Origin of the sequence: Butyricicoccus faecihominis, assembly GCF_024462775.1 — a bacterium.
Lineage (GTDB): Bacteria > Bacillota > Clostridia > Oscillospirales > Butyricicoccaceae > Agathobaculum > Agathobaculum faecihominis_A.
This window is the reverse complement of sequence record NZ_JANGCE010000009.1, coordinates 64,872-85,649: the sequence shown is the minus strand read 5'-3', so window position 1 is coordinate 85,649 and position 20,778 is coordinate 64,872. Positions and strand designations below refer to the sequence as shown.

General features: G+C 47.4%; 24 protein-coding genes. 9 read left to right on the top strand and 15 right to left on the bottom strand.

Going from position 1 to position 20,778, the window contains the following annotated elements; translation table 11 throughout:
* Nucleotides 1-7 precede the first annotated feature (7 nt).
* From NE562_RS07000 to NE562_RS06935, 14 genes are all read right to left on the bottom strand, one after another.
* A complete protein-coding gene (locus tag NE562_RS07000) occupies nt 8-1,057 on the bottom strand; it encodes an acyltransferase family protein (RefSeq protein WP_280961696.1) in 1,050 nt (349 codons plus the stop codon).
* A 12-nt stretch (nt 1,058-1,069) separates the two neighbouring features.
* Complete coding sequence (locus NE562_RS06995; protein ID WP_330645868.1) at nt 1,070-2,167, bottom strand: DegT/DnrJ/EryC1/StrS family aminotransferase; 1,098 nt, start codon at nt 2,165-2,167, stop codon at nt 1,070-1,072.
* Nucleotides 2,164-2,586 carry a sugar 3,4-ketoisomerase gene (locus tag NE562_RS06990; protein WP_305147399.1) on the bottom strand — a complete coding sequence of 141 codons (423 nt, stop codon included), beginning with the start codon at nt 2,584-2,586 and terminating at the stop codon, nt 2,164-2,166. Before NE562_RS06990 ends, NE562_RS06995 begins: the two co-directional genes overlap by 4 nt.
* 42 nt (nt 2,587-2,628) lie before the next feature.
* A complete protein-coding gene (locus NE562_RS06985) occupies nt 2,629-3,204 on the bottom strand; it encodes a GNAT family N-acetyltransferase (protein WP_280961695.1) in 576 nt (191 codons plus the stop codon).
* 51 nt (nt 3,205-3,255) lie between these two features.
* Nucleotides 3,256-4,449 (bottom strand): glycosyltransferase, encoded by a 1,194-nt coding sequence (locus NE562_RS06980; protein ID WP_280961694.1) that lies wholly within the window; start codon nt 4,447-4,449, stop codon nt 3,256-3,258.
* 14 nt (nt 4,450-4,463) lie between these two features.
* Complete coding sequence (locus NE562_RS06975; protein ID WP_280961693.1) at nt 4,464-5,630, bottom strand: glycosyltransferase; 1,167 nt, start codon at nt 5,628-5,630, stop codon at nt 4,464-4,466.
* Complete coding sequence (locus tag NE562_RS06970) at nt 5,627-6,523, bottom strand: glycosyltransferase (RefSeq protein WP_280961692.1); 897 nt, start codon at nt 6,521-6,523, stop codon at nt 5,627-5,629. Before NE562_RS06970 ends, NE562_RS06975 begins: the two co-directional genes overlap by 4 nt.
* 6 nt (nt 6,524-6,529) lie before the next feature.
* Nucleotides 6,530-7,285, bottom strand: a complete 756-nt coding sequence (locus NE562_RS06965) for an ABC transporter ATP-binding protein (RefSeq protein WP_330645867.1) — start codon at nt 7,283-7,285, stop codon at nt 6,530-6,532.
* Between the two features lie 3 nt (nt 7,286-7,288).
* Entirely contained in the window at nt 7,289-8,068 is a 780-nt protein-coding gene (locus tag NE562_RS06960) for an ABC transporter permease (protein WP_280961691.1), read from the bottom strand.
* Nucleotides 8,065-9,105 (bottom strand): dTDP-glucose 4,6-dehydratase, encoded by a 1,041-nt coding sequence (gene rfbB / locus NE562_RS06955; protein WP_280961690.1) that lies wholly within the window; start codon nt 9,103-9,105, stop codon nt 8,065-8,067. The genes NE562_RS06960 and rfbB overlap by 4 nt, the downstream gene beginning before the upstream one ends.
* Nucleotides 9,102-9,986 carry a glucose-1-phosphate thymidylyltransferase RfbA gene (gene rfbA / locus NE562_RS06950; RefSeq protein WP_280961689.1) on the bottom strand — a complete coding sequence of 295 codons (885 nt, stop codon included), beginning with the start codon at nt 9,984-9,986 and terminating at the stop codon, nt 9,102-9,104. Before rfbA ends, rfbB begins: the two co-directional genes overlap by 4 nt.
* 332 nt (nt 9,987-10,318) lie before the next feature.
* Complete coding sequence (locus tag NE562_RS06945) at nt 10,319-10,984, bottom strand: DUF6320 domain-containing protein (protein ID WP_280961688.1); 666 nt, start codon at nt 10,982-10,984, stop codon at nt 10,319-10,321.
* Entirely contained in the window at nt 10,984-12,294 is a 1,311-nt protein-coding gene (locus NE562_RS06940) for a hypothetical protein (RefSeq protein WP_280961687.1), read from the bottom strand. Before NE562_RS06940 ends, NE562_RS06945 begins: the two co-directional genes overlap by 1 nt.
* A complete protein-coding gene (locus tag NE562_RS06935; RefSeq protein WP_280961686.1) occupies nt 12,225-13,223 on the bottom strand; it encodes an alpha/beta hydrolase in 999 nt (332 codons plus the stop codon). The genes NE562_RS06940 and NE562_RS06935 overlap by 70 nt, the downstream gene beginning before the upstream one ends.
* Before the next feature lie 499 nt (nt 13,224-13,722).
* Between NE562_RS06935 and NE562_RS06930 the strand changes: the two genes are divergently transcribed.
* The 9 genes from NE562_RS06930 (at nt 13,723) to NE562_RS06890 (ending at nt 20,077) form a co-directional block, all read left to right on the top strand.
* Nucleotides 13,723-14,514, top strand: a complete 792-nt coding sequence (locus NE562_RS06930; RefSeq protein ID WP_280961685.1) for an HAD-IIA family hydrolase — start codon at nt 13,723-13,725, stop codon at nt 14,512-14,514.
* Between the two features lie 202 nt (nt 14,515-14,716).
* Nucleotides 14,717-15,721, top strand: a complete 1,005-nt coding sequence (locus NE562_RS06925; protein ID WP_280961684.1) for an alpha/beta hydrolase family protein — start codon at nt 14,717-14,719, stop codon at nt 15,719-15,721.
* Between the two features lie 163 nt (nt 15,722-15,884).
* Entirely contained in the window at nt 15,885-16,352 is a 468-nt protein-coding gene (locus NE562_RS06920; RefSeq protein ID WP_280961683.1) for a Na+/H+ antiporter subunit E, read from the top strand.
* A complete protein-coding gene (locus NE562_RS06915; protein ID WP_280961682.1) occupies nt 16,349-16,603 on the top strand; it encodes a monovalent cation/H+ antiporter complex subunit F in 255 nt (84 codons plus the stop codon). The genes NE562_RS06920 and NE562_RS06915 overlap by 4 nt, the downstream gene beginning before the upstream one ends.
* The gene (locus NE562_RS06910) at nt 16,603-16,905 is read left to right on the top strand and encodes a monovalent cation/H(+) antiporter subunit G (RefSeq protein WP_280961681.1); all 303 of its coding nucleotides are present in this window, start codon (nt 16,603-16,605) and stop codon (nt 16,903-16,905) included. The genes NE562_RS06915 and NE562_RS06910 overlap by 1 nt, the downstream gene beginning before the upstream one ends.
* On the top strand, nt 16,895-17,443 hold the full coding sequence (locus tag NE562_RS06905) for a Na(+)/H(+) antiporter subunit B (RefSeq protein ID WP_280961680.1): 549 nt from the start codon (nt 16,895-16,897) through the stop codon (nt 17,441-17,443). The genes NE562_RS06910 and NE562_RS06905 overlap by 11 nt, the downstream gene beginning before the upstream one ends.
* Nucleotides 17,440-18,132, top strand: coding sequence for an MnhB domain-containing protein (locus tag NE562_RS06900; RefSeq protein ID WP_280961679.1), 693 nt, complete (start codon nt 17,440-17,442; stop codon nt 18,130-18,132). Before NE562_RS06905 ends, NE562_RS06900 begins: the two co-directional genes overlap by 4 nt.
* On the top strand, nt 18,129-18,488 hold the full coding sequence (locus NE562_RS06895) for a cation:proton antiporter subunit C (protein WP_280961678.1): 360 nt from the start codon (nt 18,129-18,131) through the stop codon (nt 18,486-18,488). Before NE562_RS06900 ends, NE562_RS06895 begins: the two co-directional genes overlap by 4 nt.
* Nucleotides 18,488-20,077 (top strand): complex I subunit 5 family protein, encoded by a 1,590-nt coding sequence (locus tag NE562_RS06890; RefSeq protein ID WP_280961677.1) that lies wholly within the window; start codon nt 18,488-18,490, stop codon nt 20,075-20,077. Before NE562_RS06895 ends, NE562_RS06890 begins: the two co-directional genes overlap by 1 nt.
* 197 nt (nt 20,078-20,274) lie before the next feature.
* On the opposite strand, the gene NE562_RS06885 is transcribed toward NE562_RS06890, so the two are convergent.
* Nucleotides 20,275-20,736 (bottom strand): phosphate-starvation-inducible PsiE family protein, encoded by a 462-nt coding sequence (locus tag NE562_RS06885; RefSeq protein WP_280961676.1) that lies wholly within the window; start codon nt 20,734-20,736, stop codon nt 20,275-20,277.
* Nucleotides 20,737-20,778 lie beyond the last annotated feature (42 nt).

The following is a 20,778-nucleotide window of genomic DNA, read 5'->3' as shown; positions in this document are numbered from 1 at the left end:
AAAATTTTTAACCAGTAATATACTTGCTATGCAAGTATTTTCGAGCTGGTTTTTCTATACCATAATAAAACACAAAAGCTATTAAAACATTAATTGCAAGCGCGCCCCCCAAGTTTATCCAGTTAGTGTGTTTCTGAAAATTTTGGGAAAGTCCATTTACAATCGGAAATGTAAAAATTTGTGCCATGTAAAATGAAATTAGAGCTTTATTTAATAAGGTGACAAATCGACTTTTCAAGATTATATCTAGCGAACATGGACCGCAAGAGTCCGCCCAAAATAAGGATAGTGCAAATATTGGTATGGATATAATGTTATATAGTGGATAATCATTTGTAAAGATTGAAATTTTATTTAACAACGTGACCCCTACAATGTAAGTCAAGGCAAGCATAAATAGTTTAATTCCAAAATTACCTCTAGAGCTACCACCATATGTTGCTGCGATTATCATACCTATGCTAAATTCTACAAGTCGCATAAACGGTGACGAAAAAATCGATCCTAATCCCAACCCAGATACAATAAATGGGAATAAAATCGAACCGCCTATTAGTAGGCATATAATTGAGCTTAAGTATTTACGAAGTCGCTTAATTGTTTCTTGTAAAAAAGGGAATACTATGAAACAAAATAGTAGGCAGGATAAAAACCACGTTCCTCCATTATGAAGCATGGGGAAAAGAGAGTCGAAAAAAGATTGGAGCAATATCAATTCGATTGGAGCAAGCATGAGATTTTCAAATAGTGTATTCCAATTAAAAAACACTAAGTAAAGTAAATAGACGGCCAAATAGAGCGGATAAAAAGAAAATATCCTATTTTTATAAAATAACACAGAAGTCCCTTGCTCTGTAAAATCAGTTTTGCTGTAAAGTCGAAACAAAACAAATCCGCTAACCATGAAGAAGCCTGTCATTGCTGTTGCGCCTTTACTAATAAAGGAAGTTAGAATGAAGTAGTGGACATGCAAGTGGATATGACAGTTAAATAAAAAAACCAAAAATGCACAAGCAATATTAATTCCTGCAATGCGATATAATTTGTCTTTATTCATTTTTTAAACCCACTAAAATGCATTAATTGCATCTACCACATAGCTTATCTCTTCGTCGGTCATGCCGATATAAAGTGGCAACGATAAGACAGTTTCAGCCAAATGCTCCGCTACAGGATATGCCCCCTTATGCAACCCCAAATCAGAAAGTGCCCTTTGTAAATGCATGGGAATAGGATAATGGATCATTGTTTCAATCCCTCTATCTTTCAAATGCATTTGCAAGCGATTACGTTCATTGCAACGGATAACGAATAAATGCCAAACATGATTACGTGCTTCCCCTATTTGAGGAAGAAAAATTTTTTCGTTATTAATTGCTTGCAAATATTTATTGGTGATTGCTTGCCGTTCCAATATCCATTCATCCAAACATTGCAGCTTTATTCGTAAAAAGGCTGCTTGCAATTCATCTAATCTTGAATTTATTCCTGCGTATCTGTGTATATACTTTTTACTCGACCCATAGCATCCCAATGCTCTAATTTTTGTCGCAATATCCTGATTTGAAGTAGTTATAGCTCCCGCATCGCCCAAGGCACCAAGATTTTTCCCTGGATAAAAGCTAAAAGCTCCTACGTCACCAAATGAGCCTACCTTTTTCCCTTTGTATATTGCTCCATGCGCCTGTGCACAGTCCTCTACGATAAACAAATTGTTTTTTTTTGCAATTTCGCATATTTTATCCATATCACATGCTTGTCCATATAAATGCACCGGGATGATTGCGTGCGTGTGACTAGTAATACAACTTTCTATGAAGCGCGGATTCATTGTATAGGTTTCTGGGCTAACTTCGCAAAACACAGGTTTTGCGCCTGCATATTTTACAGCTAGAGCTGTTGCAATAAATGTATGCGATGGAACAATCACCTCATCGCCAGGACCAATACCCAACGCCCTTAACCCCAGATAAAGAGCATCCATACCATTTCCAACGCCGATTCCATACGCTGTAGTGCAGTAATCGGCAAATTCTTGTTCAAATTTTTTATATTCTTCACCCTGAATGAACCATCCTTTGTCATAGCATGATTCAAATGCTCCCATTATCTTTTGTTTGATCGTAGCATGCATACGCTCGAATGTAGCAAATGGAATTTTCATCATTCTCCTCCTTTGTCATCAAAATAGGCAACAGCTTCCTTTTCATATATTTTGTAATCTCGAATATAATCCGACTCGCTGTAATGTTCGCTCGCTAATACCATCAGCACCGTTCCTTCAGAAAAATCAAACATTTCTCTCCACACCATATGTCCTATATAAAGGCCTTCTGCAGAATCGCCTAATTGGATCACTTGTTCTTCGAAAGGTGTTTGCACTCTAACCTTTACGCTACCGCTTAGACAGATCAATACTTGTTCAAGCGATCGATGCGAATGGAAACCTCGAGTTACACCATTGGGGACACAGGTTATGTAATATACGCGGCGAATGGAAAATGGAATATCCAACTCACCTTCAACAGGGGTAAGATGCCCGACGTCATTACCTATTTTTTTAAAGCGGATCATTTTGATATTCATTATTAGTCACCCCTTCCCAAAATGCTTGGGTGTCTTATTGATTTAAATGCATACTTGTTCATCAAAAATTTTTATTTCACTTAGGTAAGGGTGGACTTCTTGAAAATGAGCTTTCGTTGTCGTTAATTCCAATTCATTTCCACCACTGATAAAAGGATGTTGCCCTGTTACTATATATCCCAAACGTTTAGACCGCTTGATGCTAGCCACATTGTCTTCGTGAATTCTTGCTATAATTCTCTCAAGATTCAATTTTTGAAACCCAATATATACAGCCATCAATTCACTATAGAATCCAAGGGACTTCCCACGAGCTTGATCATCTCCAATGATTGTTTTCCCAATCTCCGCTTGTCCTTCAGAGAAATTGTACAACGATGCAGACCCTATCATGCGATTAAAATTTTCGGTCTCATCAACCGCGAAAGTAACGATGTCCTCATCTTTTTGATTTTTTCTGTACCATTCATCTTGCATCTCTCGCGTAATTTCCCCCACAGGAGTTAAATATCTAGATAATGCTTCGTTGTTTCGCCATATACGAAACAACTCTATATCTTCATAATGTACGGGGCGAATTCTACAATTTTTATACTCTGCGCAAAAACTATGTTTCATGATTTTTACTCCTTAAATCTTTCCTCTTGTGCATTAAATTTCATTCTGTATTTAAAAATAGAGCTGCATATTTCCTATTACCATACTAAAAGCCGCAGCAAGATAATATAGAACCAAAAATAAAAGTCCCCCTATTATAAGTAAGTTTGAAAACAAAGATAAAACTATTGTAAACGCTGCAGTAATCCCCATATCATAAGAAAACAATAATACGCTGCTCTCCCCAAGAATAGAGGCAAACCATCCTCCAAAACAACTCAGGATTAATCCTACAATTAGTGGAATCCACTGTTTTCCTTTCGCTTTATAATAAATATCAGGTATGTGTTTATAGACCTCAATATCAAAATTATGAATCAGGTAAAGAAACAAGCCTTTTATGCCATGTCCTTTGTATTTGGTTTGCCAATCAATCCATGCTGAATCCAAATGATGTTTATGTCGCACCTGCTCTCTTATCTCTGGGGTCACCTGATTTAAGTACGGCTGAATTTCTCTACAATAGGTTTTCTGTAAATCCTGTAAATATCGTTTATAGCTTTGACTATTCCCAGTTGAATTGCCATGACTAATACCACCGCTTCTATGTCGTATAGACACAAAATCACAATACATTATCGGAACATGTTTTCTTGCCAGCTTCAAGTGTAAGGACCAGTCTTCAATTAAATCATAGCTTTCATCAAAATATCCATATTTTTCGAAAAATGTGTGTGAAAAAAAGGTGCTCACAGATGGAAGGTATGGATGCTGCACCAATTCATTATATAATGCATTACTAGTTTGTTGATGCAGCAATATATCCCGGATATGAGGTTGCACAAAATAGTAAAGTATATGTTTCATTTTTTCATCATACATAGCTGTCTGCGTCATTAAAATATCGGCTTCAGACTTGGATGACAATTTTTTAACACATCTGGAAATTACGTCTTCGTGATCTATCATATCGTCCGCAGAGACGCTTATAAAGTACTCTCCTCGTGCCATTCTGGAGACAATATTTAAATGTTTAACAGTTCCTACATTCTTTTCATTGCGATTAATTTTCCAAGATATTATTTGTGGTGTACAATGTCGCTCAACATATGTTCGTATTCTTTCCTCCGGAAAGTCGGCAGAGCCATCATCAGAAATAATCAGTTCTATGTTTTCATAATCCTGTGCGAATACAGAATCTAACGTTTGATAAATATATTTAAAATTTTTATAACATAATACGACAATAGTTACCAGTGACGTCATTTTTACCCTCACCTTCATCGTAAGCAGGTTTTGATTTTAGCGCGCATAGATAATAAGGAAAGTACTGCATTAGCTACTATTTTTATAATCACTAATATCGCTAAAAGCAAAATAGCTGCTGCCAGCCATTTCCCTTGTTGATCCCACTGACACGACTGTATCGGTGCTTTGTACAACACACCAAGCACACATAGAGCCAAGCACTCCTGTTTTATATGAAAGCGTGAATGGTGCGTAATCGCAGACATTAACTTTATATATAATAAGGTTGGGGCCATTTTAATTCTAAAAATCAATTTATGTTTGAAGCTAGCTGTTGACCAGAAGAATTCAAGCTCCCGGCGCATTTTTATCGCCTTAGCGCTATATTTACACCTAAGAACCTGATTATATGTTCCATGCTTTTTAAGATAAGGTATCTCTTTTTCTAATATTTGCGCGCATTCCAAATAGTGCCTTGCACGTAGATGGTTCACCGCAAATTCGTTTGTGCTTTGATTTGAAATTCCCCCGTAACGATAACGAATTGTTATTTCATTTGAAAAAGTGATGTGATAACCCGATCGAACAATATGTATCCAAAATGGCCAGTCTTCTGTATACACAAAATTTTCGTCATAGCCTCCCATTTTTTGAAAAAAAGATTTTGTCATAAAGACACAGGGTGCAAAAATCGGACACCACGGACGCGTAATCATATATGTGTATAACTCTTGTGTAGTCATATCTGAAATTAGGGTAAAATCATAGTCTGTAGGATATATGTCCTGTGTTGGTTTGCCTTCATTTGTTATTGCTTTTGCGCGCGCGCAAATAATAGGCTTTTCCGGATCAACCAACAATCTTTGCATTTTGGATAACGTGTCATTACTATAGAAAGCGTCATCAGCAGCAATTGTTTTAATATATACCCCTGACATATGCGCAATGCATTTATTGCAATTTTTTACGATTCCAATATTTTCAGAATTAGAGAATACTTCAACTCGCACGAGATTTGACCGGGAATTCGTTTTAATATATGTTTCTATTTTCTTTATATCAAAATCATAGCTATGGTCATCGGCAATAATTAATTCAATTGCGGGATAATTTTGCCTCAATATTGAATCGATACAATCAAAAATATATTCTTTTTGGTTGTAGGAAATAATACCAACCGAAAATAATGGCTTGTTCATTTAACACTCCTGCAAAAAATTAATTTTTTTATGGTCCTTTTCACGATTCGTTTTAGTACGAATCGCCACTCTGACCATTTTGGTAGCTTTCCGCAAAGATATCTGTACTGATAATTAACAGCTCTCATCGTACGTTTTGATAGTTGCTTGGAATACGGAAATATTTCCTTGTGGTAACATAAAATCATATCCGGTCGCAGTAGGGAAGACTCAAATGCAGATCCTCCCTTACTGCTAATTCCTGAAAGGGCATAGCGCATTATAGGTGCTTCGTAGCATGGTATTCGCTTTCCAGTTCGCGCAACTCGCAGCCAAGTTGGCCAATCTTCCAAGTAATAGTAGCTTTCATCAAAACCGCCATCACAAAAAAAAGTTCGTTTATATAACATTCCTACTGCACTGAGAATATTTGAATACGCTAATACTTCAAACAAGTTTGGCGACAAATTAATTGTTTTTATACGACTTTTAGACGGAAACATGTACAGATTATGTTTATGTTCAGCATCAGTTACAATACAAGGTGATGTAACAATGTCCTCATCGAATAGAATAGCAAAGTCCCGGAGCGTTCTTAATGATTTTGAGGAAACAAAGCGATCCCCATCTGCAATAAACTTGATATACTCACCATGTGCCAATGAAGCCGTTATATTATTATGACGCGGTATGCCAACGTTATTAGCATTTTTTCGGACAACAACAGATTGAATGTTACCACGACGATTCTGTTCTATAAACTTTTGAATTCTTTCTTGCTCAAATGTCTCTGACGCATCATCTGATATTATTAGCTCAATATTGGGATAATCCTGCCCTAAGACAGATAATAATGTCTGTTTATACTGACTACTCTCACCGTAACTCAGTATAATCACCGTAATCAATTCCATTTTTCACTACTCAAAAGCTGTATGTGTAAGACTCCAGTGCTCATAGGCATCACATACCGCTGCACACTTTCCTTGCATTGCAACTTCTCCATGGTTTAACCATACTGCATAATCACATATCTCACGGACTTGCTCTATCGAATGTGAGACAAATAGCATGGTTGTCCCATCACTACGTAATTCATGCATTTTTTCTTCACACTTTCTTTGAAACGCCGCATCTCCAACCCCCAGCACCTCATCAACAATTAAAATATCGGGGTGGACAAGTGTTGCAACAGAAAATCCTAATCTTGCACTCATACCTGATGAAAAGTTTTTAATTGGCACATCCATAAAGTCATGCAATTCTGAAAAATCAACTATCTCATTATATTTTGATTTAACAAATTCTTTTTGAAATCCCATGACGGCACCATTAAGAAACACATTTTCACGCGCAGTTAAATCTGGATCAAAGCCAGCACCTAGTTCGATAAGAGGTGCTACCGTCCCGTTTACTTCCACTGATCCTACACTAGGCGGATATATTCCTGAAATCACTTTTAGCAGCGTTGATTTTCCCGATCCGTTTGCGCCTAAAACTCCAACCGCGCTGCCTTTTTCAACCGAAAATGTTACATTTCTCAATGCATAAAATTCATTAAACATTAGTTTACCACGTAAAAGTTTTATCACATATTCTTTTAGACTTTCAATTTTTTCGCTCGAAAGGTTGAATTGCATTGACATGTTTTTAACTTCAATAATTTTCATTTTCATTCCTTAAATATATAGTAAGAAATTCTTCTGGTATTTTTTAAAAACGATACCTCCAATCAGTAAAGCGCCAACAGCAAACGCAATGCAAATCAAATTATCTTGCACGGACGGCAATGTTCCCCACAGCACTACTTTTCGGAAGTATGTCGCAATATGATAAAGTGGATTATAATTTACAATGGCAAATGCTTCAGGCGGTAATACTTCGACTGGATAAAAAATTGGAGTCATATACATTAAAGCTTGTACAAATACGCTATAGAGATGAATCATATCACGAAAGTACGTCGCAAGTACCGACATAAAAAGTCCAATTCCATAACTCAAAAGAAAGAGATAAATTAGCGGGATTGGAAAAAGCAAAACTGTCGTATGCCACGTCACTTGCGATACCAATAGCATAATTATAATCGCTACTAGTGACCAAAGCAGATTAACACAACTAGAGCAAACTTTCGAAAGCGGCAAAATATACTTAGGCATATATACCTTCTTTATTAAGCCCGCACTTTGCTGTATCGAATGCATAGCCATAGTTGTTGCTTCAGAAAAAAAGTTGAAAAGAACCTGTCCACAGAGAAGATATAATGGAAAATTTTCAATATCATAGCGAAATACTTGTGAAAAAACAATAGAGACAACGACCATCATCAATAAAGGATTTAAAAGACTCCATAAATATCCTAAATATGATCGTTTATACTTTACTTTTAAGTCCCGATTAACCAATTGTTGTAAAAGCCATCGATATCGATACACTTTCTGAATAGCTGCTTTTATCATGCTTTTCTCACCGTTTTTTTCATATAGCTCATGTATGTTTCATAGCTCTTCTGATATGATCCATCCAAAATGTTTTTCCACCATTTTGAATTATTTAAATACCATGATATTGTCTTTTGTATTCCTTGTTCAAACTTTGTAGTAGGTAACCACCCCAGCTGATCATGAATAAACGTAGGATCAATTGCATAGCGCAAATCATGTCCCTTGCGGTCCTTAACATAGGTTATAAGAGTCTCCGGTTTCCCCAGAATAGATAGTATTATCTTAACTATATCAATATTTCTCATTTCATTATGACCGCCAATGTTATACACCTGTCCAATTTCACCATTTTGCAAAATTAAATCAATGGCAATACAGTGATCTTCAACATATAGCCAATCTCTAATATTTTCCCCGTTTCCGTATACCGGAAGTTCTTTCTCAGCCACTGCATTAGTAATCATTAACGGAATTAATTTTTCAGGAAATTGATATGGTCCATAATTATTAGAACACCGACTAATGGTAATCGGTAATCCATAAGTTCTTTGGTATGCACCACACAGCAAATCAGCTGCCGCCTTAGATGCTGCATAAGGGCTGGAGGCATGTAAGGACGAGGTCTCTGTAAAAAATAAATTAGGATTATCTAGCGGCAAATCTCCATAGACTTCATCTGTGGAAACTTGATGATACCTTTTTATTCCGTAATTTCGGCACGCATCTAATAAAACTTGAGTACCCATAACATTTGTTTGCAAAAATATTTGTGGATTTTCTATAGATCGATCAACATGGCTTTCAGCAGCAAAATTAACTACTATATCCAAGCTTTCTTTCTCAAAAACCTGATATATAAGCTCCCGATCTGAAATATCTGCTTTAATAAATTTAAACCGCGTGTTATCTATCACTGTTGCCAATGTCTCAATATTCCCTGCATATGTTAATGCATCTATACACAATATACTGTGTTCTGGATGATTATGTAGCATATGCTGAACAAAATTTCCACCAATAAAGCCAGCGCCCCCTGTCACAAGTATCTTCATATTCTCATCTTCCCTTCTGCAACTGTTTTTAAATATTTTCCATACTCCGCTTTCCCAAAAACGTTTGCCGAAGCAAGTAGTTCTTCTTTTCCGATCCATCCATTGCGATACGCTATCTCTTCCGGTGCAGAAATCATAATTCCTTGCCGCTGCTCAACCATTCTTACAAATTCTGCGGCATCGACCAACGTATCCATTGTACCGGTATCAAGCCAAGCGTATCCTCTGCCAAGTATCTGAACATTTAGAGAACCTTGCTCAAGATACATTCTGTTTAAATCTGTGATTTCCAGTTCTCCACGCTCAGAGGGTCTAACTTGCTTTGCTAACGTAACGACGCGTTTATCATAGAAGTATAATCCTGTTACAGCATAGTTGGACTTAGGAGCCGACGGTTTTTCTTCGATAGATACTGCACAACCATCTTTATCAAATTCTACAATGCCAAAGCGCTCAGGATCATTGACATAGTAGCCAAATATTGTGGCTTTTCCATTTAGCGCGTCAGCGACACTCGCCTTAAGTCGTTCACTTAACCCCGCGCCGTAAAATATGTTATCACCCAACACCATTGCGCAAGGTTCATTCTCAATAAACTCCTCACCAAGAATAAACGCCTGCGCCAAACCATCCGGCGAGGGCTGCACCTTATAAGAGAGGTGGATCCCGTAGCGGCTGCCATCACCAAGAAGGCGCTCGAAGTTGGGCAAATCATGCGGCGTTGAGATGATGAGAATATCCCGTATCCCCGCCAGCATCAGCGTGGATAACGGATAATACACCATCGGCTTGTCATAGATCGGCAGCAGCTGCTTGCTTGTCACCATTGTCAGCGGATACAAGCGCGTTCCGCTTCCACCTGCTAGTACGATACCCTTCATCTCGTCGCCCCTTGTAATTTAATTTATATATTTATTTACATAATCCTACAAAGCAACGCATGCTTCTTTTGCAGAGAATTTTCCACTCATACGCATACAGTATAGCACGAAACATTTTTATTTTCCAGCCTTTAACCAGATTTTCTATTGTGAAATATATTTAATTTTTACCTAAAATCAGAATTTTAGTATGTGGAAACTTGGTAGTCGGCCCTATAAACCAGCGTGTACGAAAAGGAAATCACACTGTAAATAATCGTATATAATTATTTACCGCAAGTAAATACTCCCCCGCAGTCCGACTCAAACGAGTGGGGCTACAGGGGAGCTTTTTATAGATGAAACCGTCTTGCCAATTCCGCTTTGATTGTCTGCCACTGGAATAGAAACAGGGCGGCGAGCAGTACAATGCTGAGACCGGCACAGAGGAAGGAGGGCAGGCGGATATTCACCTTGCCGCATGCGACCAGAATAAACGGCACCAGCCCCAGCGCGCAGGCGGCGCTGAAGCCGCCCGCAAAGGTGCGCACCGGCAGCCGCAGCGCAGTCGCGAGCACCAGCATGGTCAAAAGCGCCGCCATACACACACAGGGCAATACAAAATCGATCGACCAGCCGCGCCACCCTGTCCATAGGTCCCAAAGGATGGACAGGCCCGGGATCAAAAACATTTGCCACATGATGTTTTGCATAATATCGCGCCGGTACTGCACCCCGATGGCCGCGGCGACCCATACGCAGGCAGCGCCGACCGCGACAAACGCGCTCCACCAGACCCGCGTTGAAACCGCCATATTGACCAATACTGAAATGGCGCTCACGACAATGGCGATCAGCGCCAGCACGCGCAACACAAAGTTGCCGGAAAGGCGGCGACGCGGCAAATCGGGAAAAATCTCGGTATCCGGCTCGGGCTCGCCGGCAAGCTGTCCGCCGCACAGCGGGCAGCAGGTCTTGTGGCCCGCCACATTCACTTTGCAGTAGGGACAGTGCTGCATTACGGTTCCTCCTCATTGTACTCGTTGCTGCGTATTTCGACCTCGATCCCCATTTCAGTTAGGCGCGTAAAAAAGCGGCGCTGTACATCCGTGGCCTCTTTGACCGATGTAAACCCAAAATGCAGGCTGCTGTCAAACGTGCAAGTGCATAGCTCAAGCGCTCCCGTCGACATAAACACGCCGAAGCCGCGCACGTAGGGATGGAGTTCCTCCGGCAGCTTGAATTTGCCGACGTTGGACAGCGCGGCCGTCTCGCCCATATCGGCGATATAGCCCGAAAACCGCAGCACAGGGTTTTTAAGCGCCAACGGAATGGGCCGCAGCAGCGGGTTGTGTTCGAGCGAAGCCAGCTTGTTCAGCCGCGCCGCCAGCTTTTCCGGCGTCAGCTCGCTTTTAAAGGCCGCCGCCGTCTCCGTGAGGATATCCTCTAATTCTCCGCTGCGCTCTCCAAAATGGTAGCCCACACGGATGGTACTGAAGAAATTGCGCGTGGTATCGCTCGGAAAAAAGCCGCGCAGATCGACCGGCACCGTCAAAACGACCGGTCTTTTGCGATGCCGCACATACATCTCCTCGTGGATCGCTTCAAACAGCACGGCGGTCAAAAATACGGTCAGCGTCGCCCCATAGCGGTGCGCCGCGTCGAGCACCTGACGGACATCCGCCACGCCCTCCAGAATCGTTAAACCGCCGTCCGGGCGCTTGGGACCGCGCAGCCGGTAGGCCCGACCCGCTCCGCTCGATTGCTCGCCGCTGCGCATTTTGTAATATTTCTGGAAGCTGTCGGCCCATTTCTGGGAAACCGGCGCTTGCAGCTGCACCTGTGTGCCCGCTTCCGGATGACAAAGCGCCAAATAGGCCGTCATGAGCGCTTCAAAAAAGGCGATCGCGCCCGCGCCGTCGGCCAGCACGTGGAACATATCAAGGTTTATCTTGCTTCGCCAATAGCTCACCTCTAAAAGGAGCGAGCCGCTCCCCTCGTACAGCGGCGCGCAAGGCGGCGCATGCTCGGGCATGACCAGCGGCCGCTGGGCGGTCTGCTCTAAATAGTACCAAAAAACGCCCCGGCGCATGACCATCAGCATGTGGGGAAAACGGGTCAGCGTATCATCCAGCGCCTGCTGCAGCAGGCCGGGGTCGACCGGTTCGCGCAGCTCGCAGGACAGACGAAACACGCCCGAATCCGCCCCGTGCGAGGTAGGCGGGAATATCTTGGCCGCATTGTCCAGCCGACTCCAGCTTAAGGTTTTTTTATTCGTTTTTGCATTCGGTACACGTTTTTGCTTTCTTTTTGCTTTGTCTCTCGGCATGAAGCAGCCTCTCCATTCAGGAAATGATCGATCATATCGTAGGTGTGCCGTACCGCGGAGTAGCGGGGCGGCAAGGAAAAATAACCGTGCAACGTATCGGGCATGCGGTAAAGCATGACCTCGTTTCCTGCGCGCCGAAGCGCATAGGCATACGCTTCGCCTTCGTCGCGCAGCGGGTCAAATTCAGCGGTAACAACCAGCGTGCGCGGCTGACGCGATAGATCCTTTGCCAGCAGAGGCGCAAAATAGGGATCGTTCATGCATTCCGGCTCGTCCCCCGCGTAAAGCGCCATGTAGTCCCGCACGCGTTTTGCCGTGAGCAGATAATCGTACCCGTTTTCCCGTACGGATTCAAAGCGGGAATCCGGTGAATGATCGTTATAGGTAGCGGGGTAGATCAGAATTTGCCGGGCAATTTCAAATTCTCCCCTATCGCGCGCCATCAGCGAGACCGCCGCCGCCAGATTCCCGCCCGCCGAATCGCCGATAAGCGTGATCTCGCGGCAATCCACACCGAATAGATCCGGATTTTGATAGACCGCCCGCGCGGCCGCGTAGCAATCCTCCAGCCCTTCGGGGAAGGCATGCTCGGGCGCCAAGCTGTATTCGACCGAAGCGACGCGGCAACCCGTCCGCTTGGCCAAATTACGGCACACGGTGTTGTAGGTATCCACATTTTCCAGCACCCAGCCGCCGCCGTGGAAAAAGAGCAGCAACCGGTTATCTGTCTGCACCTTGGGCGTGTAGATGCGCACGCGCACCTCGTGCCCGTCCCGCTCGATCTTTTTGTCCCATAGCTGGTACAGCGGCGAAAGCGGCGCGCTCAATCCGCGAAGCACCCGCTCGACCTTATAGGTTTTGCTCAGGTCGATTGAAGCCGGATAGGACAGCGCCCGCAAAGCGGTGCGCATTGCCTTGTTAATGGCCATATTATTTGTGCTCCGTTCTTTTTTAGTGTTCTTAGTATACCACGGCGGCAGGTATTTGAACGGGCTTTTTCTATTCCTAAGCGCCGTTGGCGGCCTTACTAATTTAATCCGGATATAATAGCCGCTTTACGGCTATTATACCACAGCGGCAAGCAATTCCGAAGAGTTAAAACGCACCTAAGAGCCGCTGATGGTATAATTAATTTAATCAAAAGTATAATAGGCGCTTTGCGGCTATTATACCACAGCGGCAAGCAATTCCGAAGAGTTAAAACGCACCTAAGCGCCGCTGATGGTATAATTAATTTAATCAAAGTATAATAGGCGCTTTACGGCTATTATACCACGAATACCCGTTTCACGCCATAGCGTCTACCGCTTCACGGAAATTTTACGTTTTCTTGCCTTTCTTCTCTTGACGACGGCGCAATTTTTTCCGATAATGGAAGCAGTGAGCGGAATACTACTCATGATATCATACAGAGGAGAATTATTATATATGAATGGATTGTTAGAAGAGCTGCGCGCAAAAAAGGGTTTTATGTGCGACATGGACGGCGTCATCTATCACGGCAACCGGCTGCTGGACGGCGTGACCGATTTTGTCGATTGGCTGCAGCGGGAAAACAAAAGTTTTCTGTTTCTGACCAACTCTTCCGAGCGCTCGCCGCGCGAATTGCAGCAAAAGCTTGCCCGCATGGGATTGGAGATCGGCGAGGAGCATTTTTACACCTCGGCGCTTGCTACGGCGAAATTCGTGGCCAGCCAAAAGCCGGGCGCATCGGCTTATATCATCGGCGCGCCCGGGCTGGTCGGCGCGCTGTATGAAGCCGGCATCGTCATGAACGATGTCGATCCCGATTACGTCATCTGCGGCGAGACCTCGAACTATAACTACCAGACGATTCTCAAGGCGGTCAGCTTGGTAAACGGCGGCGCTCGCCTGATCGCAACCAACTCAGACCTGACCGGCCCCTCGGAGGACGGGATCATCCCCGCCTGCCGCGCGCTCGTATCACCGATCGAGCTGGCGACCGGCAAGCCCGCCTACTTCGTCGGCAAGCCCAATCCGCTGATGATGCGTACAGGCCTTCGCCTGTTGGGCGTGCATTCGCACGAGGCCGCCATGGTGGGCGACCGTATGGATACCGACATCGTCGCAGGTATGGAGACCGGCCTTGATACCGTTCTGGTGCTTTCGGGCTGCACCACGCGCGCGGAAGTTGAAAATTATGCCTATCGCCCGCACCATATCTTGAACGGCGTGGGCGACATCCCGCCCGAAGCGTAAGCATTCTACCCAACCAGCATCCATGCATTCTGTAATATTCGCCAAAAAGGCGTTGTCGAATTGACAACGCCTTTTTATGGTGCTATATTTATTTCAAGGCCTATAATATGGGTTGAATTTTTGTGTTGACACAAAACGATTCGCCCAGTCGCTTCCCGCGGAAAGCGCTATCACCCATTCGCCATATGAAAAGGAGATAGCGATGCAAAAGAAAAAACTGACTGCCCTGCTGTTGACACTCGCCCTCTGTCTCTCCATGGCCGCATGCGGCGGCCCTTCCCCCTCCGCCGCCGGAGGCGACCCGGTAACCCCAGCGCCCGTAGTCATCGACGCGGTCGATACGTACGCCGCCATTCCTTCCAGCCGCGACGCTTCTGTCGAAATTCCAATCGGTGTGACCGTACCGGCGCACGTGGAAGGAGAAAACTGCCCTGTAGCCGTGCTTGTTCACGGTTTTCTTGGTTCCAAAGACGAAGAATTCGGCTTTTTTGCCAATGGAACGGACGAGACCTATCCTTACGAAAGCATGGCGGATCAACTGCTTTCGCTTGGCATCGGCACCATCCGTATCGATCAGCCGGGCTCCGGTGAATCGGGGGACGATTTCCGCAACTATACGCTGGATAACTGCGTTTCCGACGTGCAGGATGCTTACGACTATTGTATGGAAACCTATGATTTCGACGCAAACCGCGCCGCCATGATTGGCTGGAGCATGGGCGGCAAGGTCGGCCCTAAATTTGTTTCCCAAAACAGCAACATCTCCACGATGGTGCTGCTCAACCCCGCCGCGGATAACGGCGCGACCTCGCTGCTTACCGCCGCCGGGGCCGCGCTTGATTGGGAAACGCTGAACGCGGCCGCGCAGGCGAATGGCGAAGTCTTTAACGAGACCGCTTCCGGTTTTGTAGGGCGCGAACTCACCATGTCTAAAGCCTTTTTCGATCAGGTGAATTCCTCCAAGACCGGCGACGAACTGACCGCCTTTATTCAAAACGGCGGCCACGGCCTGATGATCTACGGAGATCAGGACAGCGTGATTAATCCGGTGACCTACCAGTGGGTGATCGAGCATTCCGGCATGGCATATCTCTGCGTGCCGGGCATGGATCACGATCTTGGTCTGGAAAGCGACCGGCCTGATTATACCCGCATCGTGCTCGACGCGGCGGTTTCCTATACCTACCGGTATTTGACGGCCGCATAAAGCTTTATCGTTTGCTTTTTCCATGGCACGCCGCAGGCATTTATGCCGCGGCGTGCCATTTCTCTTGAATTTTCTTGCGGTTTATCTATCCTTTTGCCCCTTTGCTATGCTATAATTTTGTTACCAAACTTTATAGAAGGAGAGAAATCCGATGCGCATACGCATGACACATCTCTTATGCGCCGGCGCCGGCGCGATCGTCTTTTCCATCCTGCTCGAGCGGCTGAGCCTTGGCGGCGTGGCGACCGGCGCTGCCGCGGGGCTGCTTTTTGCCGCTGCTGTTCGTCCCATTGGCAAAGCGGCTGTGCTGCCGCTGCATGGGCTGTCGCTGCTGCGCTACGGCGCGCTGCTTCTTGCCGATATGGCGGCGGCGACCGCGCGGCAAATGCGCGCCGTGCTGCGTCCCCACCTCTTTCAGGCCGCTATTTTGCACCTGCTTCCCGCAGCAAACGAGCAAGGCCGCGTGCTCGTTGCAAACAGCATCACGCTCACGCCGGGCACCGTGACCTTGGAGGAAAACGAAACGGAATACGCCGTACTGTGCGCCGACCCACCCGCGCAACCGGAAGCCCGGCAGGACGTGGCCGCCCATTTTGAAAACCGGCTGCCGAAAAAGGGGGTGCGGTCATGATCCTTTTTGCCCTTGGCTTCATTTTGGCCTGCATGCTCGTGTGCTTTGTTTTGCTCGTTCGCGCGCGGGAAGCGTTTTCCCGCGTGCTGTTTCTCGGCCTAGAATCCGCTTTGATCGTAGCCGCGATCGTGCTGTGGGCGGCCCATACGGGCGAAAGCATGTACCTTGACGTGGCGCTCGCCTTCGCACTGCTCGGGTTTATGGATGTGCAGTTCTACGCCGTCTATCTGCGCCGGAAGGGGGATCTTTGATGCTGCTGCTTGGCAATCTGGTCCTTGCCCTCGGCCTAGTCATCATCGCCTGCGGCATGATCGGGCTGATCCGCGCAAAGGGTTTTTACCGCCGCCTGCTCGCGGGCGCGCTGGTCGATACGGCGGGCCTGCTCGTCCTGCTGCTTGGCGTGCTGCTCCGTCAGGGCTTAACGCCGTTTTCTCTTAAAATAGCGCTGCTGATGGGCGCGGTATTGTTGACCGCCCCGCTGATTACCCATAAGCTTGGCCGCTCCGCTTACCTTTCGGGCCACCGCGAGGAGGTGCAAGAGCATGTCGAATAGCCTGCCGCTGTATGTGGTGCTTGGGCTGATGGTCGCCGCCGCCGTGCTTACCGTGATCACCGACCGCCTGCTTTCCGCCGTGATGTTCGCGGGGGCGCTTTCCGCCTTTGCCGCGCTGGGCTATTTGCTGCTGGGCGCGCCCGATGTGGCGCTTGCCGAGATCGTGGTGGGCGCGACGCTTTCCACCGTGATCTTTTTGGTAACGCTGAAAAAGTACCGTATTTTTACCGTCTACCTGACCGGACCGGGCGAGCCGGACGGCGACGCGCGCATTTCCGGGGCGATCAGTCGCGCCTTGAAGACGCGCGAACTGGAGCCGCATATGCTGCGCGCACAGGAAGATGCCGCCGCGCTCCTTTCCCGCCCCGGCTGCGATCTTGTGGTGGAGCAGGACGGCAACACGATCGTACTGCACCGCGAGGAAAGCAGCCAATATGTAAAAGAGATCTTCGCGTCGCTGGAGGCCGAAGGCTTTTCGGTCTCCTTGCAAGACAGCCTTGCGCAAAGCGCGACGGATTACAGGGAGGGCCGCGCATGACGCAGAGAAAGATCGGCCTCCTATTCATCCTGCTGGTGGGCGGCGGCCTGTTCGCGGGATATTTTCTGATGGGCGCGCCCGGCCCCTCTCCCCTGTTCGACGCGGTGTTTTCGCGCGGCCTAACTGAAACCGGCGCGGAAAATCTCGTCGCCGCCATTTATCTCGATTACCGTTTGTTCGATACGCTGCTAGAAGCGCTGCTGCTGCTCGTATCGGTCATCGGCGTATCGCAATTTGGCAGCCTATCGGGCAGTGAGCGGGTGCATCCGAACATCGCGTCCTCCGGCGCGCCAAGGCATGACGGCGCGTCGCGCATCATGATCGGTTCGCTCGGCCCTGTGTATCTGCTGATCGCGCTGGCGGGCGTTTATACGGTCGTTACCGGTATGGACGGCCCGGGCGGCGGCTTTCAGGGCGGCGCTATTCTGGCCGCGATCGTGATCAGCGCGCATTTTGCGGAGGGACGGCAGCTGCTTCGCCTGCAAACCGGCGCGCGGCTGGAAAAGCTGATGTACGCCCTCATCCTGATTACCGGCATGGTGTTTCTTGCGTCAAGCGGCGGCTGGAGCTACCGGCAGCACCGCTTATATCTGCTGATCATCAATGTTTTGATTGGCGCCAAGGTATTTTCCGGGCTATCTATGATCTATCTGCACTTTATGGCAGGCGAAACGGAGGACGAAGCATGAATTTTAACCCGGTCGAGATCACAGGTCTGCTCCTGTTCCTCATAGGGCTTTACGGCCTTGTCGCGCGCCGCAACATCGTCAAAACGCTGCTTTCGCTCGGCGTGATGGATGTCGGCGTTATCACGTTTTTCCTCGGCGTGCGTTTTCAGCCCGGTTCGCGCCCGCCCATCGGTGAAAGCACCGCGCAGGCCATGACGGCCGACCCCGTGCCGCAGGCGCTGATGATCACCGCCATCGTGATCGGCATCGCGGTCACGGCGGCCGCGCTGATGATGTTTTCGGCGCTTTACCACCGCTACGGTTCGACCAACTGGCACACGGTACATAAAATCCGCAGGGAGGAACGGAGGCGCTGATGGAATTATATCTTTTGATCGTACTGCCTATTTTCACCTCGCTGCTGCTGTACCTCATCCCCCACAAGATAACGACTTATCTGTCCACCTTGGTATACGGCGCGGTGCTGCTTGTCACGCTGCACCTGTTCTACCGCGTGCGCTTTCTCGGACAAACGGTCTCCACGCATCAAGGCGGCGGTTTTCTCGGTATCACGCTCTATTGCGACCTGATCGCCGCCGTATTTCTTGTGCTGGTAGCGTTTTTATTCCTGTGCATGTTCCTGTTCACCAGCGTGCGCGAACGCACCAGCAAGCTGTATTCGTTTCTGTTTACCGTTCTGGAAGGCCTGATCATGCTGATCTTCCTTTCGCGCGATCTGTTCAACATCTATGTCGCGGTGGAGGTATCGGCGATCGTCTGCGCCATTTTGATCATGTTCAAGCGCGAGAGCCGGTCGATCAACGACGGCCTTGTCTACCTGTTGACCAATATCACCGGCATGCTGTTTTTCTTGCTCGGCATCGGCATGCTGTACCGCCAGACCGGCGTTTTGGATTTTGACGGCATCGCCGCCGCGCTGACGGTTTGCGACCCAAAAACGCTTGTGCTGCCGTTCGCTCTGCTGATGACGGGCACCGCGCTAAAGTGCGCGCTGTTTCCCATGCACTTTTGGCTGCCGCTCGCGCACGGTACGCCGGGCGCGCCGACCGCGGTCTCCGCTATTTTGTCCGGCATTTACATCAAAAGCGGCGTTTATCTGTTTCTCCGCATGCAGGGCCTGTTTTCGCCCGTCGTCGACTGCGCGCCGTTCTTCTTCTGGGCGGGCGTTATCACCTCGGTCGCGGGCATTTGCATGGCGGTTTGCCAAAGCGACTGCAAGCTGATTCTGGCCTATCACACGGTCTCGCAGATCGGTATGATCATTGCCGGGCTGTGCTACCCGAACGAAACCGTGCAGGCGGGCGCGATGCTGCACATCATGAACCACGCGCTGTTTAAATCGCTTCTGTTCCTCGCCACGGGCATGCTGATCGCGCGGTACCGCACGCGCAATATCTACGAGATACGCGGCGTGATGCGCAGCGCCCCGCTCGCCGGGGTGGCCATTATCGCGGGCATACTCGGCATAACGGGCGCGCCCTTTTTCAACGGCAGCATCTCCAAATACTTTCTCGCGCAGACCGATACGACGCTTGCCAGCATCTGCTTTCTGATCATCAATTTCGGCACCATCCTTTCCTTTGTTAAATTCGGGCGCGTACTGTTTGGCCCAAAACGCGATATTGATTTTCGGTACGACTTTTGGTCGACCGCAGTCGTGGTCACGCTCAGCGCGCTCTGCTTGCTGACCGGCATATTCGCCGCGCCGCTACTGAGTCTTGTTCTGGATTCTCCCCTTTCCATCAGCGTATCGGGCTATGTGACCAAAACGCTCATTTGGGCGGCCAGTTTCGTGCTGGCGGATCTTGTATACCGCAAGTTGATCAGCCGGTCCGCACGGCTGAAAGCCGGTATTGATCTCACGCTCGATTTCAACGGTATCGCACTGTGCACGGGCGGCAGCTTCCTGATTCTTCTCGCGGCGTCGCTGGTCGCCGTGCAATAATAAAAATACACTGCCCCAAGGCCAATGTCATTAAGTTAAGGGTTTGTCATCCTGAGCGGAGCGAAGGATCTCGCGCGAACGCGCGTTCCTTACCGAAAATCGCGCGTTCGCGCGAGATTCTTCGTCACTACGTTCCTCAGAATGACAACCGGGAAAGCTTAACTTAATGACATTGGCCCCAAGGCAGTGTATTTTTATTATTGCGTTTCTTCCTTTTCATACGGCTTGTCCGGCTCGAAGACCTGTGCGCGGATTGCCGCTTCGACTTCGCGCTTGGTTTGGCGCTTGTCGATCTGGGAAATGTACAAATACTTGCGGATGACGAACAAAATGCCGACCGCCAAAACAGCCAGCAGGTTTTCCAGCGGCGCGGTATGCTCGACGATCATCTGCCGCGCCACGGCAAGCAGCATAACGTCCACCACGGAATCGATCGTATAGCTGGTGATCATTTTGACCAGCTCGATACCGATGATGATCAGGCAGGCGTCCGACAAGCGGGCCTGTAAATAGTCCGGGTTTTCCAGCAGCAGCCCAAAGTCCGTGGAAAAGAGAATGCCGACGCCCGAGATCACGCAGGCCAGCAGGATGATAACGCCCAGTCCGATCTCGATCACGGTCACCGCGCCGTTGATTTTGTCACGTAGGTTAGCGTTCATAGTACTCTCCTTTTTTGCGATTTTCCGCCCACGCCAAAGGGA

Excerpts from the sequence above, each read along its gene's own strand:
- NE562_RS07000 (WP_280961696.1), bottom strand. The coding sequence starts at position 1,057 with ATGAATAAAGACAAATTATATCGCATTGCAGGAATTAATATTGCTTGT.
- NE562_RS06995 (WP_330645868.1), bottom strand. The coding sequence starts at position 2,167 with ATGATGAAAATTCCATTTGCTACATTCGAGCGTATGCATGCTACGATC.
- NE562_RS06990 (WP_305147399.1), bottom strand. The coding sequence starts at position 2,586 with ATGAATATCAAAATGATCCGCTTTAAAAAAATAGGTAATGACGTCGGG.
- NE562_RS06985 (WP_280961695.1), bottom strand. The coding sequence starts at position 3,204 with ATGAAACATAGTTTTTGCGCAGAGTATAAAAATTGTAGAATTCGCCCC.
- NE562_RS06980 (WP_280961694.1), bottom strand. The coding sequence starts at position 4,449 with ATGACGTCACTGGTAACTATTGTCGTATTATGTTATAAAAATTTTAAA.
- NE562_RS06975 (WP_280961693.1), bottom strand. The coding sequence starts at position 5,630 with ATGAACAAGCCATTATTTTCGGTTGGTATTATTTCCTACAACCAAAAA.
- NE562_RS06970 (WP_280961692.1), bottom strand. The coding sequence starts at position 6,523 with ATGGAATTGATTACGGTGATTATACTGAGTTACGGTGAGAGTAGTCAG.
- NE562_RS06965 (WP_330645867.1), bottom strand. The coding sequence starts at position 7,285 with ATGAAAATGAAAATTATTGAAGTTAAAAACATGTCAATGCAATTCAAC.
- NE562_RS06960 (WP_280961691.1), bottom strand. The coding sequence starts at position 8,068 with ATGATAAAAGCAGCTATTCAGAAAGTGTATCGATATCGATGGCTTTTA.
- rfbB (WP_280961690.1), bottom strand. The coding sequence starts at position 9,105 with ATGAAGATACTTGTGACAGGGGGCGCTGGCTTTATTGGTGGAAATTTT.
- rfbA (WP_280961689.1), bottom strand. The coding sequence starts at position 9,986 with ATGAAGGGTATCGTACTAGCAGGTGGAAGCGGAACGCGCTTGTATCCG.
- NE562_RS06945 (WP_280961688.1), bottom strand. The coding sequence starts at position 10,984 with ATGCAGCACTGTCCCTACTGCAAAGTGAATGTGGCGGGCCACAAGACC.
- NE562_RS06940 (WP_280961687.1), bottom strand. The coding sequence starts at position 12,294 with ATGCCGAGAGACAAAGCAAAAAGAAAGCAAAAACGTGTACCGAATGCA.
- NE562_RS06935 (WP_280961686.1), bottom strand. The coding sequence starts at position 13,223 with ATGGCCATTAACAAGGCAATGCGCACCGCTTTGCGGGCGCTGTCCTAT.
- NE562_RS06930 (WP_280961685.1), top strand. The coding sequence starts at position 13,723 with ATGAATGGATTGTTAGAAGAGCTGCGCGCAAAAAAGGGTTTTATGTGC.
- NE562_RS06925 (WP_280961684.1), top strand. The coding sequence starts at position 14,717 with ATGCAAAAGAAAAAACTGACTGCCCTGCTGTTGACACTCGCCCTCTGT.
- NE562_RS06920 (WP_280961683.1), top strand. The coding sequence starts at position 15,885 with ATGACACATCTCTTATGCGCCGGCGCCGGCGCGATCGTCTTTTCCATC.
- NE562_RS06915 (WP_280961682.1), top strand. The coding sequence starts at position 16,349 with ATGATCCTTTTTGCCCTTGGCTTCATTTTGGCCTGCATGCTCGTGTGC.
- NE562_RS06910 (WP_280961681.1), top strand. The coding sequence starts at position 16,603 with ATGCTGCTGCTTGGCAATCTGGTCCTTGCCCTCGGCCTAGTCATCATC.
- NE562_RS06905 (WP_280961680.1), top strand. The coding sequence starts at position 16,895 with ATGTCGAATAGCCTGCCGCTGTATGTGGTGCTTGGGCTGATGGTCGCC.
- NE562_RS06900 (WP_280961679.1), top strand. The coding sequence starts at position 17,440 with ATGACGCAGAGAAAGATCGGCCTCCTATTCATCCTGCTGGTGGGCGGC.
- NE562_RS06895 (WP_280961678.1), top strand. The coding sequence starts at position 18,129 with ATGAATTTTAACCCGGTCGAGATCACAGGTCTGCTCCTGTTCCTCATA.
- NE562_RS06890 (WP_280961677.1), top strand. The coding sequence starts at position 18,488 with ATGGAATTATATCTTTTGATCGTACTGCCTATTTTCACCTCGCTGCTG.
- NE562_RS06885 (WP_280961676.1), bottom strand. The coding sequence starts at position 20,736 with ATGAACGCTAACCTACGTGACAAAATCAACGGCGCGGTGACCGTGATC.